This is a genomic window from Stenotrophomonas sp., assembly GCF_032103445.1.
Taxonomy (GTDB): domain Bacteria; phylum Pseudomonadota; class Gammaproteobacteria; order Xanthomonadales; family Xanthomonadaceae; genus Stenotrophomonas.
The window spans coordinates 22,469-38,696 of record NZ_DAMDFR010000016.1; the positions used below are offsets into that span (position 1 = coordinate 22,469).

The 16,228-nt window shown below is 67.0% G+C and carries 13 protein-coding genes and 1 pseudogene; 7 read left to right on the plus strand and 7 right to left on the minus strand.

The features are described 5' to 3' along the window. Nucleotides 1-23: 23 nt before the first annotated feature. The 5 genes and pseudogenes from cutA to RT551_RS08235 all read left to right on the plus strand — a co-directional run bounded on the left by cutA (nt 24) and on the right by RT551_RS08235 (nt 7,969). A complete protein-coding gene (gene cutA / locus RT551_RS08215) occupies nt 24-362 on the plus strand; it encodes a divalent-cation tolerance protein CutA (RefSeq protein ID WP_313457333.1) in 339 nt (112 codons plus the stop codon). Then, on the plus strand, nt 362-2,728 hold the full coding sequence (locus tag RT551_RS08220; protein ID WP_313457336.1) for a protein-disulfide reductase DsbD domain-containing protein: 2,367 nt from the start codon (nt 362-364) through the stop codon (nt 2,726-2,728). The genes cutA and RT551_RS08220 overlap by 1 nt, the downstream gene beginning before the upstream one ends. 29 nt (nt 2,729-2,757) lie before the next feature. Beyond that, complete coding sequence (locus RT551_RS08225; protein WP_313457340.1) at nt 2,758-3,291, plus strand: TlpA disulfide reductase family protein; 534 nt, start codon at nt 2,758-2,760, stop codon at nt 3,289-3,291. Between the two features lie 130 nt (nt 3,292-3,421). After that, nucleotides 3,422-5,521, plus strand: a complete 2,100-nt coding sequence (locus RT551_RS08230) for a TonB-dependent receptor (protein WP_313457343.1) — start codon at nt 3,422-3,424, stop codon at nt 5,519-5,521. An 83-nt stretch (nt 5,522-5,604) separates the two neighbouring features. After that, nucleotides 5,605-7,969: pseudogene (locus tag RT551_RS08235) on the plus strand (sulfite reductase flavoprotein subunit alpha). Here RT551_RS08235 and RT551_RS08240 read toward each other — a convergent pair. From RT551_RS08240 to RT551_RS08270, 7 genes are all read right to left on the minus strand, one after another. Beyond that, nucleotides 7,963-10,443: a methyl-accepting chemotaxis protein gene (locus RT551_RS08240; protein ID WP_313457450.1), complete on the minus strand. Its 2,481-nt coding sequence runs from the start codon at nt 10,441-10,443 to the stop codon at nt 7,963-7,965. The pseudogene RT551_RS08235 and the gene RT551_RS08240 sit on opposite strands and share 7 nt — an antisense overlap. 180 nt (nt 10,444-10,623) lie before the next feature. Then, entirely contained in the window at nt 10,624-11,412 is a 789-nt protein-coding gene (locus RT551_RS08245) for an NAD(P)H-binding protein (protein ID WP_313457346.1), read from the minus strand. 20 nt (nt 11,413-11,432) lie between these two features. After that, nucleotides 11,433-12,440, minus strand: coding sequence for a bestrophin family ion channel (locus tag RT551_RS08250; RefSeq protein WP_313457349.1), 1,008 nt, complete (start codon nt 12,438-12,440; stop codon nt 11,433-11,435). Between the two features lie 14 nt (nt 12,441-12,454). After that, nucleotides 12,455-12,994, minus strand: a complete 540-nt coding sequence (locus tag RT551_RS08255; RefSeq protein ID WP_313457352.1) for an Ohr family peroxiredoxin — start codon at nt 12,992-12,994, stop codon at nt 12,455-12,457. Further along, nucleotides 12,987-13,742, minus strand: coding sequence for an SDR family oxidoreductase (locus RT551_RS08260; protein ID WP_313457354.1), 756 nt, complete (start codon nt 13,740-13,742; stop codon nt 12,987-12,989). Before RT551_RS08260 ends, RT551_RS08255 begins: the two co-directional genes overlap by 8 nt. 112 nt (nt 13,743-13,854) lie before the next feature. Next, nucleotides 13,855-14,889, minus strand: coding sequence for a LysR family transcriptional regulator (locus tag RT551_RS08265; protein ID WP_313457357.1), 1,035 nt, complete (start codon nt 14,887-14,889; stop codon nt 13,855-13,857). Further along, a complete protein-coding gene (locus RT551_RS08270; RefSeq protein WP_313457359.1) occupies nt 14,880-15,083 on the minus strand; it encodes a hypothetical protein in 204 nt (67 codons plus the stop codon). Before RT551_RS08270 ends, RT551_RS08265 begins: the two co-directional genes overlap by 10 nt. 236 nt (nt 15,084-15,319) lie before the next feature. On the opposite strand from RT551_RS08270, the gene RT551_RS08275 reads away from it, so the two are divergent. Next, nucleotides 15,320-15,799, plus strand: a complete 480-nt coding sequence (locus RT551_RS08275) for a carboxymuconolactone decarboxylase family protein (RefSeq protein WP_313457362.1) — start codon at nt 15,320-15,322, stop codon at nt 15,797-15,799. A gap of 19 nt (nt 15,800-15,818) precedes the next feature. Then, the gene (locus tag RT551_RS08280) at nt 15,819-16,223 is read left to right on the plus strand and encodes a cupin domain-containing protein (protein WP_313457364.1); all 405 of its coding nucleotides are present in this window, start codon (nt 15,819-15,821) and stop codon (nt 16,221-16,223) included. Nucleotides 16,224-16,228: the final 5 nt, after the last annotated feature.

Sequence of the window (16,228 nt, forward strand, 5' to 3'; positions counted from 1 at the left end):
TATCGGCATTACAATCGGCGGTCATGTCGACCGCCGATTCCGTATTCATCCTGATGACCACCTGCCCTGACGCGGAAACCGCCGCGCGGCTGGCTACGGCATTAGTGGAGGAACGGCTGGCGGCCTGTGTCACCCGGTTGGACGGGGCGCAGTCGACGTACCGCTGGCAAGGCGCGGTCACCCAGGATCGCGAGATCCAGCTGCTGATCAAGACCACCGGCGGCCGCCTGGACGCGGCCATCGCGCGCGTGTGCGCGCTGCATCCGTATGAACTCCCCGAGTGCATCGCGGTCGAAAGCCACGCCGGCCTGCCGGCGTACCTGGATTGGATTCGGGCACAGACCCGAGAGGACACTGATTGATGACGCTGCTGGGTCGTTTTGCCGCGCTGTGTGCGTTGGCCGTGATGTCGTTGCCTGCCTGGGCAGTGAGTGAGAAAGATCTGCTCCCGGTGGACCAGGCCTTCGCGTTGACCGCGCAGGCGCGCGATCGCGAGCACATCGAGGTGCGCTTCGATATCGCCCCGGGCTACTACCTGTACCGGCATCGCACCTCGGTGAAAGCCGATGCGGCGTTCACCGCCGAGGCGCTGCAGATGCCGGCGGGCAAGAAGCACCACGACGACTTCTTCGGCGAAGTGGAAACCTACCGCGAACGGCTGACCGCCGTGCTGCCGGGCAAGGCCGCCGACGGTGCCGACAGCGTGACGCTGGAAGTGCGCTACCAGGGCTGCGCAGACGCCGGGGTGTGCTACCCGCCGCAGAAGCGCAGCGTGCAGGTGCGTCTGCCGGGCGGTTCCGGCAAGGCTGCCGACGACGCGGCACTCCCGTCGGGCAACGCAGGCAATGGCCTGCCGGTGGGCAACCTGCTGTCGGGCAACAGTGGCGGCGGTCTGCGCCTGCCTGGCACCGGTGCCACCCAGGCACTGCCGCTGCCGTCCGAACGCGCATTCGGCTTTGAAGCCATTGTCGGCGACGGCAACACCCTGCTGCTGCGCTTTACCCCGGCGGCGGGCTACTACCTGTACCGCGACCGCACCTCGCTGAAGCTTGAAGGCACCACCGGAATTGTTGCCGACAAGCTGCAATGGCCAGCGGCCAAGGCACACCGCGACGAGCACTTCGGCGACGTGGCGGTGTACTTCGACCAGGTCGACGTGAAGCTGCCACTGCGCCGCAGCCGTCCCGAAGCCACTCCAGCTACGCTGGTAATCACCTTCCAGGGCTGCCAGACCGACGGCATCTGCTACCCGCCGATGACCCGCCGGGTGAAGCTGGCGCTGCCTGCCGGCAAGGTCAACGCCCGCGCCGACGAGGCCGCGCATCGCAACGAAGTGATCACCCCGCTGCCGACCCGCGAAAAGCGCGCGCAGGAGCGCGACGGCAATGGCATCGCCACCCAGCCGCTGCTGATCCGTCCGAATGAGCCGGTCACGCAGGACGCCGAAGTGGGCAGCCCCGACGCCAGTGCTGACAACGCACAGCGCACGCGCCCGCCGGCCACCGGTGACAGCACCCCGACTACCCTTATCGCGGCGCTGCTGCTGGCGCTGGTCGGCGGGCTGGTGTTGAATCTGATGCCGTGCGTGCTTCCGATCCTGTCGCTGAAGGTGCTGGGCGTGGCGCAGAGCGGTGAAAGCCGACAGCGCGCGCGCAGCCATGCGCTGTGGTACACCGCCGGCGTGCTGGTGGCGTTCGCCATCATCGGCGCGCTGGTGCTGGCGCTGCGTGCCGCCGGCCAGGCGGCGGGCTGGGGCTTCCAGCTGCAGCACCCGTGGTTCATTGCCGCGCTGGTGTACCTGATGTTCGCGGTCGGTCTGAGTCTGTCGGGGGTGTTCACCCTGGGCGGTGGACTGGGCGGCGTGGGCCAGTCGCTGGCGTCGCGCAGCGGACCGATGGGTGACTTCTTCACCGGCGTGCTGGCCTGCGTGGTCGCCAGTCCCTGCGTGGCACCGTTCATGGGCGCGCCGCTGGCCTATGCGTTCACCGCACCGCCGGCCTCCGCCATGCTGGTGTTCATCGTGCTGGGCCTGGGCCTGGCCCTGCCGTTCCTGCTGATCGGCTTCATCCCGTCGCTGGCTCGACGCCTGCCGCGCCCCGGCGCGTGGATGGAGACGTTGAAGCAGGTGCTGGCCTTCCCGATGTACGCCACCGCGCTTTGGCTGCTGTGGGTGCTGGGCAAGCAGCGCGGCGTGGATGCGATGGCGCTGGTGCTGGGTGGGTTGATCGTGGCCGGGCTGGCGCTGTGGTGGTTCGAACGAAGCCGCTGGCGCAGCCAGCGCGTGGGCAGCGCACTGGCGGCGGTGCTGCTGCTGGCGGCGCTGGTGCCGGTGTGGGCGGTCAACCGCATCGAAGCGCCCAGCAAGCAGGCCGCTGCCACGGCCGACAACGTGGTGGACTACTCGCCGCAGATGCTCGACCGCCTGCGCCAGGACAACCGCGTGGTGTTCGTCAACATGACCGCCGACTGGTGTGTCACCTGCAAGGCCAACGAACGCGCGGTGCTGGGCACGCACGAGTTCCAGGACACCCTGCGGCGTACCAATGCCGTCTACATGCGCGGCGACTACACCAACGTGGACCCGGAGATCACCGCCTTCCTCGACGAGCACAAAGCGGTCGGCGTGCCGCTGTATGTGGTGTACGGCCCAGGCGCGCCGCCCACGGTGTTGCCGACGGTGCTGACCCAGGCCATCGTTGAAGAAGCGCTGCTGCGCACGGCCCGTTGAGCAGCCCGCCGCCACGCCGGTCGTTGAGGGTGGCGGCCGCGATTGCCGCCCTCCTGGGCCTGGTCGTCGGGGTGAGTTACTTCGGTGTGCCGCCCGCGCCGGTGGCACAGCCGCCGAAGGCGGCACGTCCCGCCGCGGTGTCGGCACGTCCTGGCGACACCCTGCCGGCGATCACCCTGCCCGATCTCGACGGGAACCCGGTCGACCTGGCCACGTTCCGCGGCCGGCCCCTGCTGATCAACGTGTGGGCCAGCTGGTGCGGCCCCTGCGTGGAAGAAATGCCCGCGCTGCAGGCGTTTGCCGCCGCGCAGCCTGCCCACGGCGTGCAGGTGCTGGGGCTGGCCATCGACACGCCCGAAGGCGTGCGTGAGTTCCTGGCCCGCGTGCCGGTCAGTTACCCGATCGTGCTGGAACAACCGGCACCCGACGATGCCAGCGTGAAGCTGGGCAACGCGCAGGGACTACTGCCCTACACCGTGCTGGTCGACGCACAGGGCCGCATCGTCAAGCAGAAGCTCGGCCCCTTCGCGCATGGCGAAATCGAGCACTGGGCCCAGCCCTGACGGCGACGGCACTGCCACGCTGACCCGATCGGGTGTTGACCACGGTGCCGGCAGCCTGAACAATGACGATATCCATTCTCATTAGCTTTTGGGCTGGTATCGCCACGTCCAATGCTCCAAGGACGTGCCTGTGCGCTTTTCACCGTTGTTCGTCGCCCTGACCGCGCTGCTGTCAGCCCATGCCGTTGCCCAGTCCACGGACGCCCGCACCCTGGATGCGGTCACCGTCACTGCGTCGCGCACGGGCCAGAGCGCCGACACTGCGCCGCAGACCATTGTGGTGATCGAACGCGAGGCGATCGAGCGACAGCTGCGCATCAGCGGCAACTCGTCCGACGTGCTGGCCAACCTGCTGCCGTCCTACACGCCCAGCCGCGGCAAGATGAACGGCAGTGGCGAGACCCTGCGCGGACGGACGCCGTTGATCCTGGTCGATGGCATTCCGCAGTCGAATCCGCTGCGCCCGACCGGCCGCGAAACCCACACCATCGACTACGCCATGGTGGAGCGGATCGAAGTGATCCAGGGGGCCAATGCGATGAACGGCCTGGGAGCCACCGGCGGCACCATCAATCTGATCACCCGCAAGCCAGAACCGGGCCAGATCAACCAGCACGTGGGCGTGCAGACCACGCTGCCGACCACCGACGTCAGCGCCGAAACCACCAGCTACCGCGCCGACTACCGCATCAGCGGCAGCAATGGGCGTTGGGACTACCTGTTCGGCGCAGGCTACGAAGACCAGGGGCTGTGGCTGGACGGCGACGGCACCGCCATCGGCACCGACACCACCCAGGGCGACCTGATGGCCACGCGCGCCTATGACCTGCACGCCAAGCTGGGTTACTGGATCGACGACAACCAGGAACTCCAGTTCAGCTCCAACCGCTACCGGATCAAATCCAAAGCCGAGTACCTCACCGTGTCCGGCAATCGCACCACCGGCCTGCCGACCACCTCGGTCCGCGGTACGCCGCCGGGCACCCCGCCGTGGAACGACGTCTGGACGACCGGCCTGGCCTACACCCATCACGATCTGGCCGGCATGGAACTGCGCGCGATGGTGTTCAACCAGGAATTCGAAGGCCTGTTCGGCGGCGATCGTTCGTCCACCTTCCAGGATCCGTTGATCGCGCCGGTCGGCACCCTGTACGACCAGTCGCGTTCGGTGGCGTCCAAGTGGGGAGCCAAGACCAGCCTGGGGCGCGATGACCTGCTTGACGGCACGCTGAAGCTCACCGGTGGCGTCGATCTGCTGCAGGACAGCGGCAAGCAGGACCTGTACGGCACCGGCCGCACCTATGTGCCGAACTCCGAATTCCGCAACGCCGCCGGATTCCTGCAGGCCGAATACAAACTGCTGCCGACGCTGACCGCGCAGGGCGGCATCCGCCGCGAAGAAGCCACGCTGCGCATCGACAGCTACCAGACGCTGTACCGCTACAACCGCGTCAATGTGCAGGGCGGCAAGCTGCGCTTTGGCGAGACGCTGTACAACGCCGGTCTGGTGTTCGCGCCGACAGAAACCTTCAATGTCTTCGGCAGCTATTCCGAAGGCTTCGGGATGCCGGACGTGGGCCGCGTGCTGCGCTCGATCAACACGCCCGGCACGTCGGTGGCCGACCTCAATGCACTGGAGCCGGTGCTGACCCGCAACACCGAACTGGGGGCACGTGTGCGCACCGGCGCGTGGCAGGCCGACGTGGCGGTGTTCCAGTCACGCTCGGACCTGGGCACGCGCATCATCTCGGTCGATGGTGCATTCCAGATGGCTCGTGAAAAGACCCGCATCGAGGGTCTGGATGCCAGCGTGCGCTATCAGCTCAATGACGCCCATGCGCTGGGCCTGTCCTATGCCTGGACGCGCGGCCGCTATGACAGCGACGCCGACGGCCACCTGGATGCCCGGCTGGACGGACTGAATATCGCGCCCAACCGTGCCATCGCCACGTGGTCGGCGCAGTGGACGCCGAAGCTGTCCACCTTCGTGCAGGGCCAATACGCGTTCAACCGCAACTTCGACGAAGCGGCCAAGCAGTTCCAGGGCTATGCGCTGTTTGACCTGGCAGCCGAGTACACGCTCAGCAAGGGCAGCGTGCAGCTGGGCGTGGCCAATCTGTTTGATCGCCAGTACATCACGTACTACTCGCAGAGCGCGTTGATTGAGCCGGACCGGTACTTCGCGGGCCGGGGGCGCACGGTGACACTGGGGTATCAGCTGGACTTCTGACGTGATGCCGGGCATGGCCCGGCACTACATCCGTCATTCCGTAGTGCCGGGCCATGCCCGGCAATTGCCCCACCGGATTCCACATGTTCAAAACCATCCTGTTCCAGCTGCATTGGCTGCTAGGCATCACCGCTGGAACCGTGCTGGCGATCATGGGTCTTAGCGGTGCAACGCTCTCGTTTGAAGACGAGATCGTGCGCGCCCTTAACCCGGCGGCTGCCGACGTCGCGCAGCGCCATGCCGCTGGCGAGCAGCCACTGGCCCTGAGCGAGCTGCTGCCGCGACTGCAGGAAGGCACCGACCGTCCGCTGCAGCGCCTGCGCGTGGATGCCACCGGTCAACGCCTGTCGGTCGCCCGTTTCGAGGGCGGCAAGCAGCACTGGCGGTACTTCAATCCTTACACCGGCCAACGACTGCATGACCTGCGCGGTTTGCCCTTCTTCGATTTCGTCGAGGACCTGCATCGGCACCTGGTGGCCGGCGACCGGGGCAAACTGATCACCGGCATCTGTGCCGTCACCCTGGTGTTCTTCGCGCTCTCCGGCCTGTATCTGCGCTGGCCAAGGCAGTGGTGGCACTGGCGAACCTGGCTGGCGGTGGAGTGGTCGCGCAGCGGCCGCAGCTTCCTGTGGAGTCTGCACTCGGTGGTGGGCACCTGGGTGCTCGTGGTCTACCTGCTGCTGGCACTGACCGGCCTGTGGTGGTCATTCGACTGGTACCGCACGGGCGCGACCCACTTGCTGGGCGGGCCCGGCCGCGAGGAACCCGCCCTGCGCGCCAGCAACGGCGCGCTGGACATGAAGCGCGTCGAGCACACGCTGTACGCCCTGCCCGGCGTTCGCCACGGTTACATCGACCTGCGCTTCCCCAACAAGCCGGGCCGCCCATTGACCGGACGGGTACAGTCCACCGAAGCGGCCCACGACCGTGCCCAGGACAACGTGCAGCTGGACCCGGTTAGCGGTGTCCTGCTGCAGCACGAGCCGTACCGGCAGATGAGCGCCGGGCGCAAGACCATGACCAGCATGTTCGCCCTGCACTCCGGCAGTTTCTTCGGGCTGCCGGGCCGGGTCATCGTCATGCTTTCCAGCCTGGCGATGCTGCTGTTCTTCATTACCGGCTGGATGCTGTATCTGGATCGCCGCCGGCGCAAGCGCGAAGTGCGAAGTGCGCGCTGCGCGGCAGCCGATGACCGGCACGCCCGTCGAGGGACAGGCTCCATGGCTGGTCGCCTTTGCCAGCCAGAGCGGATTCGCCGAGCAACTGGCGTGGCGCGCTGCCGCCCAGTTGCAAGGGGCCGGCATGCCGGTGCAGGTGAAGCCATTGGGTCAGCTGGATGCGACCAGCCTGCAGCAGGCACGCAATGCCCTGTTCGTGATCAGTACCTTTGGCGACGGCGAAGCACCCGACGCCGCCCGGGTATTCGAGCGCCGCCTGCTGCCGCAGAACCTGCCGCTGGCGGATCTGCAGTACGGGGTGCTGGGGCTGGGAGATCACGAGTACGCGCGCTACTGCGGTTTCTCACGTGCGGTCGACGCATGGCTGGCCGCGCAAGGTGCCCGGCCGTTGTTCCCCACGGTGGAGGTCAACCGCGATGATGGCGCTGCGCTGGCGCAGTGGCAGAACCAGCTGGCCGCACTCACCGGCATCAGCGACCCGGTGCCACTGCCGGCGGCGGAGCCGTTGCAGGACTGGATACTGAAACGACGCAGCCTGCTCAATCCGGGCAGCGCCGCCGGCGCGATCTGGCAGGTGGAGCTGACCCCGCCCGAACATGCCAGCTGGCAGGCGGGTGACATTCTGGAGATCGTTCCGGGTCAGCAGACCGGCAACGCCGACGCGGTGCCTGCCCACCGCGAATACTCGATTGCCTCGGTCATGCAGGACGACAGCCTGCAGCTGGTGGTGCGGCTCACGTCGCTGCCCGACGGGCGGCCCGGACTCGGTTCCGGCTGGCTGTGCGTGCACGCCACCGAGGGCACTCCCATCCAGGCACGGGTCCGCCGCAACAGCGGCTTCCACCGCTACCCGGAGCACGCGCCGATGCTGCTGATCGGCAACGGCACCGGCATTGCCGGTCTGCGCAGCCTGCTGCGTGAGGCCGCTGCACATGGCGACGGCGGGCATTGGCTGATATTCGGCGAACGCACCGCAGCGCATGACAGCCTGTACCCCGATGAGATGGAGCGGTGGCAGCAGCAGGGCCATCTGCGCCGGCTGGATCGCGTGTTCTCCCGCGATCCGGACGGCGGCGGCTATGTGCAGCACCGACTGCGTGATCAGGCCCAGGCCGTGCACGACTGGGTGGCCATGGGTGGCAGCATCTACGTCTGCGGTTCACTGCATGGCATGGCTGAAGGCGTGGACCAGGTCCTGCGTGAGATCCTCGGTGAAGCCAGCCTGGATACCCTGCTGGCTGAAGGCCGCTACCGACGCGACGTCTACTGAAAGGCGGCGACCGCATCACCCAGCAGTTCGGCCTGACGCTGCATTGCCTGCGCCGAGGCCGACGCTTCTTCGACCATGGCGGCATTCTGCTGGGTGCTGCCATCCATCTGCAGCAGGGTCTTTCCGACCTGTTCAATCCCTGCGCTCTGCTGCTGTGAAGCCGCGGAGATGCCGGCCATGATCGCGGTCACCTGCTCGACGCTGCGCACGATGCCGTCCATGGTCGCCCCGGTCTGGTCGACCTGACGCGAGCCGGCGTTGACCTTGTCCACGGACGCCTCGATCAGGTCCTTGATCTGCTTGGCGGCATCGGCACTGCGCTGGGCCAGCAGACGCACTTCGCCGGCGACCACCGCAAAGCTGCGCCCCTGTTCGCCGGCGCGCGCGGCCTCGACCGCCGCATTCAATGCCAGGATGTTGGTCTGGAAAGCGATGCCATCGATGACCCCGATGATATCGGCGATGCGCCGGGACGAATCGGCAATCCCAGCCATCGTGGACACCACCTGCGCCACAGATGCGCCGCCCTCTGCGGCAATCCGCGCCGCGTCGATGGCCAGCTGATTGGCCTGGCGCGCCGCATCGGCGTTCTGGCGCACGGTCGCAGTCAGCTCTTCCATTGACGACGCCGTTTCTTCCAGATGCGCGGCCTGCCGTTCGGTTCGCACCGCCAGATCACGGTTGCCGGCGACGATCTCACCAGCTGCGCCGTTGATCGCCTGCGACGCGTGCTGGATGCGGGTGACGATGTCGGTCAGCTGCTGGACGCTGGCATTGGCATCGTCGCGCATGTCAGCGAACACGCCCTGGAAATCACCCTGCATGCGCGCACCCAGATCGCCTCGCGCCAGCGCGGCAAGCAGTTCCTGCACACTGCGCAGATTGCCCTGGAATGTGTCGAGCAAGCCATTGATGCTTACCGCGAGGGTTCGCAGGAAGCCCCGCTTGTCATGCACGGCCAGACGCACATCCAGCTCGCCATGCGCGGCGGCGTCCACCAGTGCGGCCACTTCTGTTTCCACGGTGGTTTCCAGCGCACGGCTGCGCCACTCCACCGCCGCCCCGAGCAGTTGCCCGTCGTGCTGCATCGGGTTGATCACCAACTGGTAACGCACCTGCTGGTGCTCGATCTCATGGGTACCCGGCTCGGCCCGCTGCAGCTGGGCCACTACCCCAGCCAGCGCAGGATGCAGCGCGAGCGCCGGGCGACCGCGCCACGATGCCTCATCCAGGTTCAGTGCGATGCAGAGCGCCTGGTTGAGAAGCGCAATGGAGCCGTCTGCCCCCAGCACCATCATGCCGGTCTGCGCACTGTCCAGTGCCTGTCGTGCGCGGGCATTGTCGCGGGCCGCAGCGCGCTCGGACTCGATGCGCGCGCGAAGACGTTGCTGCATGTGGGTGAGGCGCTGCGCGAGCTGGCCAATCTCGTCATGCGGGTTGCGCACTTCCAGCACGGTATCGAGCCGGTCTTCGGCAATGTCCTCGGCAAAGCGCAGGGTGTCGGCGATCGGCCGGCGTACCGACCCCAGCACCAGCAGCAACGTGGCAATCAACATGCCGGCCACCACCAGCAGGGTCAGCGCGAACAGCACGGTCATGGCCCGCGCCTGGGTCTGCAGACCATCACGCGCGGCGGCCAGTGATGCTACCTGGCTGTTCTCCAGCTGCTGCAGCGCCGGGCCGATCTGTTCAGCGGTATCGGCCAGCGACATCGCCTCCACGTCCAGCCCGACACGCGCGGCGGTATACGCCAGCAGCGCGCCCTGGTAAGCGTCCATGGCCGTGCGCAGCGCGTCCTGCTCGGCCGGGGGCAGCCGGGATTCGCCCAGCACCAGTTCAAAGGGCAGTTTGGCTTCGCTGGCGCGGTCGCTGTGCTGGCTGTCTCCGCTCAGCAGCAGCAAGGCTTCCTGCCGGCGCATGGCCTGCCCCTGCGCGCTCAGCGCCGGGCGCTGCGTGCTCTCCAGCAAGCCATCCAGCGCGTTGCCAGCCGCCTCCAGCTGCGCGCGAAGCCCCTCCTCGCCCCGCCCCATCTCGTCAACGCGCTGGTTCAACGCGCCAATGCCCTCGGCAAATGCGGTGATGCGCTCGCCAAGCGCCTTCAGTGCCGCGGCGGTGCCTGCCGTGTCCGCCCCCTCGGACGGCAGCTGCACCAACGTGGCCTGCAAACGGTCACGAGCAGCCAGCAGCGCAGCACGATCCTGATCATCGAAACTGACCGCGTAGCGGGTCTGCAGCCGACGTGCATCGGCCACCTGCGCGTTCAATGCGGCCGCCAACGCGGTATGCTGCTGGTGCCGGGCGAACGTATCGGCCGCCCGCTCGCTGTTATGGCGCGTCCAGCCATACACGGCGGCCACCACCAGCAGGCCGGAGCCACAGACCACCAGGCTCACCTTGAGCTTGTTGGCGATACTCATCCGGCGCAGCGCCATCACCTTGGGTGACAGCGCGCGCCAGAGCGGCAACGCGTCCATGCGTTGGGTGAAGGACAACAGGCGACGGGACACGGCGTGCATCGCGCACTCCAGGCAGAAGGACGCATCGGTATCGGCCGAGCCTCCATCAACTTTAGAGCGCATTGCGCGCGCGTTGCCGCGCGACAGCGCACGTTGTAGCGCACGTAGACGACCGCACGATGACGCTGCCGCGTCCGTTCAGCGCAAGGGGTCGGGCTGGTTCACATGTGGCAGCTGGCCGGCGGTATGGCGGGCCAGCCAATCCGCGAAGCGGGTCGTGCCGATGATGGCTTGGGCTCCAGGCGTCAGCGTCAGCTCCTTGAGTGCTGCGCCGTAGTAACGCGCGTCCCGGTCGCCGATGACCGGGCGGTCGTCCTGGTGGAAATACATCACCCACTCCACCAGCTCAAACAGGCGATGCCGTTCCGGTCCGCCGATCTCCACCACGCCACCCGGCAACGGCCCGGTCGCCAGATGGCCCAGGGCCTCGCCCAGGTCATCGGCGGCCAGCGGCTGCACCAGCGCCACCGGCAGGCGCACCGGCTCACGCTCGGCACCCGGCGGAATCAGCTGTGCCATGAACTCGAAACACTGGGTGGCCCGCACCAGCGTTGCCGGTAGACGGGCATGCAGAACCAGCTGCTCCTGCACGGCCTTGGCACGGAAGTAGTCGCTACCTTGCAGGTAGGGGGTGCCGACCACCGAAAGCGCAATGAAGTGGCCGACGCCGGCTTGTGCGCACGCGGCCAGCAGGTTGGCAGTGCTGCGCTGGAAGAAGTCACCGACCGCCGGTGCGTCGAAGGACGGTGCATTGGACGCATCCAGCACGACCTCGGCCCCCGCCAGTGTTTCCGCCAGTCCCGCCCCGGTCAGGGTGTCCACGCCGGTACGCCGTGACGCCGCCGTTACCTGGTGGCCCGCGTCGCGCAGCCGCTCCACCACCCGGCTTCCAATCAGTCCATGACCGCCAATGACGACGATGTTCATGTGGATGCTCCGGGGTTGCGCTACAGCAGGATGGGACTGGCCGGGACCGGTGCCACCGGCACGTCGCGCTCGTCCAGCAGCTGTCGCAGATCCATCTCGATGGACACGCAGATCTGCGAGATGGGGATGTCGTTGGCCCCGCCCTCGAACGGATTCGCACTGCTTTCACCCACCTGGTCCAGCGACGCGTACATCCACGACACCAGCACGCTCAGTGGCACCGCCAGCCACACCATGTGGCCCGCCATGACACCGCCGACGACATTGTCCAGCGGGGCAAACAGATCGATCATGCCCAATGGCAGCAGCACGCACAGAATGCGCACGAAGATCACATTGATGATTGCGTACTGCCGTGGGTAGGGGTAGTTCTTCAGGCGCTCACTACGCGTCTGCTGGTCGTGCAGGTCGCGCAGCACGCGCTGCAGCTCGGCAAAGGCACCGGCACTGATCTGCCCGGCATCCAGCATCTGTTTGAGATCCGCCCCCTGCAGGTTGAGCACCTCGGTGGCGCGACTGCCTGCACCGAGGATGCGTGCACGCTCTGGCCCGGAAACGTATTTGTTCAACTCCATGTCGAGCGCGCGTGCCTTTTCGGGCACTTCATAGTGCTTCCGATACTCGACGTTCGGCGCGGCCTGGGTGGTCTCCCATGCCTTGCTGTCACGCATCTGGTAGCGCAGCACGGTCAACCAGGCCACATGCCGGTAGGCGAGCCGCCGGGTGAGCTCGGCGTTGCCGACGTAGTCGCGGGTCATCGCGCCCCAGACCCGGCTGGCGGAGGTGATCGATGCCCACACCTGCTGCGCTTCCCACAACCGGTTGTAGGTCTGGGTGTTCTTGAACCCCACGATCAACGCCACCGTGGTACCCAGCATGAAGATCACATTCCAGGGCACTGCCAGCCAATGCCATCCGGCCAGCTGATATAGCGCGACCAGCGCAAGATCGAGCAGGATCAACGCGTACAACGGGCGGCGGGTCCAGCGCAGGAATTCGAGAAACGTGTATGAGCGTCCGGCGTGCATGGCCAGGGTCTCCATCAAGGGGATGACGGCGCGGTGGTCGGTACCACCGACACCACATGGGTGATGCCGTTACGGAACATCTTTGCGTAGGGACAGACGCGTTCGGTGTTGCGGACCAGTTCGGCCGCCACCGCGGCCTCCATGCCGGGCAGATAGGCCTCCACTTCCGCGGAAAGCAGGTACAGCCCGTCGATGGGGTCGCGCGAGAAGGTCACACCGACATCGATGCAGGCATCGACCAGCATCAGGCCGGCGCGCGCGGCCAGCAGCATCATGGCTCCGTGGAAGCAGGCGGCATAACCGGCCGCCAGCAACTGTTCGGGATTGCTGCCGCCACCGGGACCACCCAGCGCTGGCGGCAATCGCAGGTCCAATGCCAACGCACCGTCGTCCGATACCGCGATTCCCGACGCCCGCCCGTGACCGGCCACGCCACCGCTGACCCGCACCCGCCCGGTGTACAGCGGGCGCACCTCATCGCCGTGATACTTGTCGAGCACGCCTGGCGAAGGCGGCTTCAACGGCGGGCCAGCGTCGTCAGGTACGTCAGGCATGACGGGCGAAGTCCGAGCCCTGCAGCCAGCCATCGAAGTTCTGCTTGCCCAGCCATGCCTCACCCACCGGGACCAGCGTGTCGTCCTGCAACTGCGCACCAAAGTAAGGCGCTTCGGCGTCGCCGGTCACCCGACGCGCATCCTGGGTACGGTCCAGGAATCGCTGCGCAAGCTCGGCCATGGATGCCCGCTCCGGACCGGCGATTTCAACCACGCCGTTGATGGCGGGCTGCACGCTGATGCGGGCCACCGCATCCGCCACGTCCTCGGCCGCGATCGGTTGCACCAGCGCCGTGGGCAGGTGCAGCGCATCACCCGCCGACTGGATGATGCCCGGCAGGAATTCGAAGAACTGGGTCGAGTGGATGATGGTATAGGCGATGCCGGAGTCGCGGATCAGGCGCTCCTGCGCGATCTTGCCGCGGAAGTAACCACTCGCGGCCAGTTTGTCGGTGCCCACCACCGACAGCGCCACGTGGTGGCCAACGCCGGCGCGCGCTTCAGCCGACAGAATGTTGCGGCCGGCGGTCTGGAAGAATTCCAGCACGGCGGCATCTTCGAACGACGGTGAATTGGCCAGGTCCACCACCACGTCGGTGCCTGCCATTGCCGCATCCAGTCCTTCGCCACTGATGATGTCGATACCGGTGGACGGTGCCGCGATGACGATCTCGTGTCCCGCCGCACGCAGGCGGTCGACGACCTTGCTGCCGATGCGGCCGGTGCCGCCGATGACCAGAATCTTCATGTTCATGCTCCAGGGCTGGGTAGAGGTACAGCACCGATGCTAGGCGCCCGCGGTATGCCTCAGTAGATCCCTGGCAGGACGCGCGTTGTTGCCCGCCACGCACCAATGACCCTCATCGCCAGGCGGCCGGATCCGGCAAGGTCGCGGGGGCCGGTGTGCGCAGCGTGTTCTCCCAGTGCGTCACCACGTCCAGGTCCAGCGCGCGCACCTCGGCGGTGATGAAATCGATGAATGCGCGGATGCGCTTGGGTAGCTGGCGGCGGCTGAGGTAGCACAGGTAGTGCCCCCGGTCATCGGCGGCATAGCGGTCCAGGCAGCGCACCAGCTCGCCGGCATCCAGCGCGGCACGCACCTGGTAGTTGGGCAGCTGCGCCAGCCCCTGCCCCTGCATCACTGCCTGCAGCGCCAGGTCTGCGTCATTGAACACCAGCGCCGCGTCCGGCTCGACGGCCAGCGCCCGCCCGTCCACGCGGAATTCCCAGGGCTGCAGCCGGCCATTGACCTGGCGCAGGCTGATGCAGGCGTGCGCGTCCAGCTCCTCCACCCGCTCGGGCAAGCCGTGCGCCACCACGTAGTCTGGGGTGGCGCATACCAGCAGCTGCATCGGAATCAGGTGTTTGGCGATCACGTCGCTGTCCTCAAGCACGCCGTCCCGGAACGCCACGTCAATGCGGTCGGCGGCGAGATCCAACGCGCGCTCTTCCAGCAGCAACTCCAGGCTGACGTCGGGAAAGCGCGCCCGGAAGGGGGCCAGCAACGGCGCAATCACCTTGCGCCCGAATCCGCCCGTAGCGCTGATCCGCAGGTGACCTCGCGGAGGACCATCACGCAGGTCGCGCATTTCTTCCAGCGCCTGCAGTATGCGATCCACGCCCGGTCGGCAGCCTTCATGGAACAGCTCGCCCTCGCGGGTGAGCGAGGTGGAGCGCGTTGTGCGCAGGAACAGGCGCACGCCGAGCTGGCCTTCCAGCTTCTGCACGCTGCGGCTTACCGCGGAGCGGCCGATGCCAAGCCGGTCGGCCGCACGCGAGAAGCTGCCCTCGTGCGCGACCGCAATGAACGCCATCACCCCGGCGTAGCTGGCGGAGAAGCCGGTAGTGAGCGCATCGCTGCCCTCGTCGGCAGCCAGGGTTTCGGTCAGGGACATGGCGGGGTCGCTCCAAAATGACGGGCGTGGTCCTGCAGACAGGCATGGGCTGCCTCCAGATGCTGCCGACAGCGTTCAGCGGGCAGCCCCAGCAGCGGAATGAGCGATTCGAGTGGAATGCCCGCGACGTCATGCAGCAGCAGGGTCAGCCGCACATCGGCGGGCAGGCTGTCCAGCGCCTGCAGAAAGGTCATCCACACCTGTTCGGCGGGACGAGGCGGGCCTGCGTGCGGGGCGGCGTTATCGGGGTTCATGCAAGGCAGACGGGCCAGCATCCGGCCCTGTGACACCCCGGGGAAAAAAAGATTGGTGCCGGGTGATCAACACGGTGTGGACGCGCGACGGGCTACTGCGCCGGCGTGTGCCCACCTAGCCTGCAGGCTCGGGTAACGCCCCGAACCTTCTCCCCCTTTTCTGACAGGACCCCGCCATGACCGAACGTCTCGATTACCAGAAACAGGCCCCCGCGCTGTTCAAGAAGCTGCTCGACTACAGCATGGCCGCGCACGCAACCACCATTGAAGAGAGCATCCAGGACCTGGTGTCCATCCGCGCCTCGCAGATCAACGGCTGCGGCTTCTGCGTGGACATGCATGTGAAGCAGGCCACGATCCACGGCGAACGCCCGCTGCGCCTGCACCACCTGGCGATCTGGCGTGAGTCCACTTTGTTCAGCCCACGCGAGCGCGCCAGCCTGGCCTGGACCGAAGTGCTGACCCAGCTTCCCCCGCAGGGCGTTCCCGACGATCTGTACGAACGCGTACGGGGCCAACTGTCCGAACAGGAAGTGGTCGACCTCACCCACGCGGTGATGGCCATCAATGCGTGGAACCGCATCAACATCGCCTTCCGTAGCGAGCCGGGCTCGCGCGACAAGGCATTCGGCATCGACAAGGCCAATCTGTCCTGATCCCCCTGGAGAAACCGTCATGCGCGTCCTGTTGTCATCCCTGATGTTGGTGCTGTGCGGAGGAGCGAGCGCCGCCCCTGCCCTGAGCTCGCCACCTGAACCGGTCGTCACCGCTGTGATGACCCAGCCCCTGCCGGACTACCCCGGCAAGGAAGCGCTGATCCTGACCGTCGAGTACCCACCCGGCGGAGCCGACCCGGTGCACCGGCACGACGCGCACGGCTTTGTGTATGTGCTGGAAGGCAGGATCGTGATGGGCGTCGAAGGGGGCCGGGAGGTGACGCTCGGGCCGGGCGAAGCCTTCCACGAAGGTCCCGACGACCTGCATACGGTCGGTCGTAATGCGAGCCAGACTGAACCGGCACGGTTCGTGGTGTTCCTGCTCAAGGACGCCGGCAAGCCCGCCGTGTTGCCGCCGCATTGAACCTT

Bases quoted from the DNA above. Each gene is read 5' to 3' on its own strand.
- RT551_RS08260 (WP_313457354.1), bottom strand. From the start codon at position 13,742: ATGAAGATTCTGGTCATCGGCGGCACCGGCCGCATCGGCAGCAAGGTC.
- RT551_RS08270 (WP_313457359.1), bottom strand. From the start codon at position 15,083: ATGACCTTTCTGCAGGCGCTGGACAGCCTGCCCGCCGATGTGCGGCTG.
- cutA (WP_313457333.1), top strand. From the start codon at position 24: ATGTCGACCGCCGATTCCGTATTCATCCTGATGACCACCTGCCCTGAC.
- RT551_RS08265 (WP_313457357.1), bottom strand. From the start codon at position 14,889: ATGTCCCTGACCGAAACCCTGGCTGCCGACGAGGGCAGCGATGCGCTC.
- RT551_RS08245 (WP_313457346.1), bottom strand. From the start codon at position 11,412: ATGAACATCGTCGTCATTGGCGGTCATGGACTGATTGGAAGCCGGGTG.
- RT551_RS08280 (WP_313457364.1), top strand. From the start codon at position 15,819: ATGCGCGTCCTGTTGTCATCCCTGATGTTGGTGCTGTGCGGAGGAGCG.
- RT551_RS08275 (WP_313457362.1), top strand. From the start codon at position 15,320: ATGACCGAACGTCTCGATTACCAGAAACAGGCCCCCGCGCTGTTCAAG.
- RT551_RS08250 (WP_313457349.1), bottom strand. From the start codon at position 12,440: ATGCACGCCGGACGCTCATACACGTTTCTCGAATTCCTGCGCTGGACC.
- RT551_RS08255 (WP_313457352.1), bottom strand. From the start codon at position 12,994: ATGCCTGACGTACCTGACGACGCTGGCCCGCCGTTGAAGCCGCCTTCG.
- RT551_RS08220 (WP_313457336.1), top strand. From the start codon at position 362: ATGACGCTGCTGGGTCGTTTTGCCGCGCTGTGTGCGTTGGCCGTGATG.
- RT551_RS08240 (WP_313457450.1), bottom strand. From the start codon at position 10,443: ATGGACGCGTTGCCGCTCTGGCGCGCGCTGTCACCCAAGGTGATGGCG.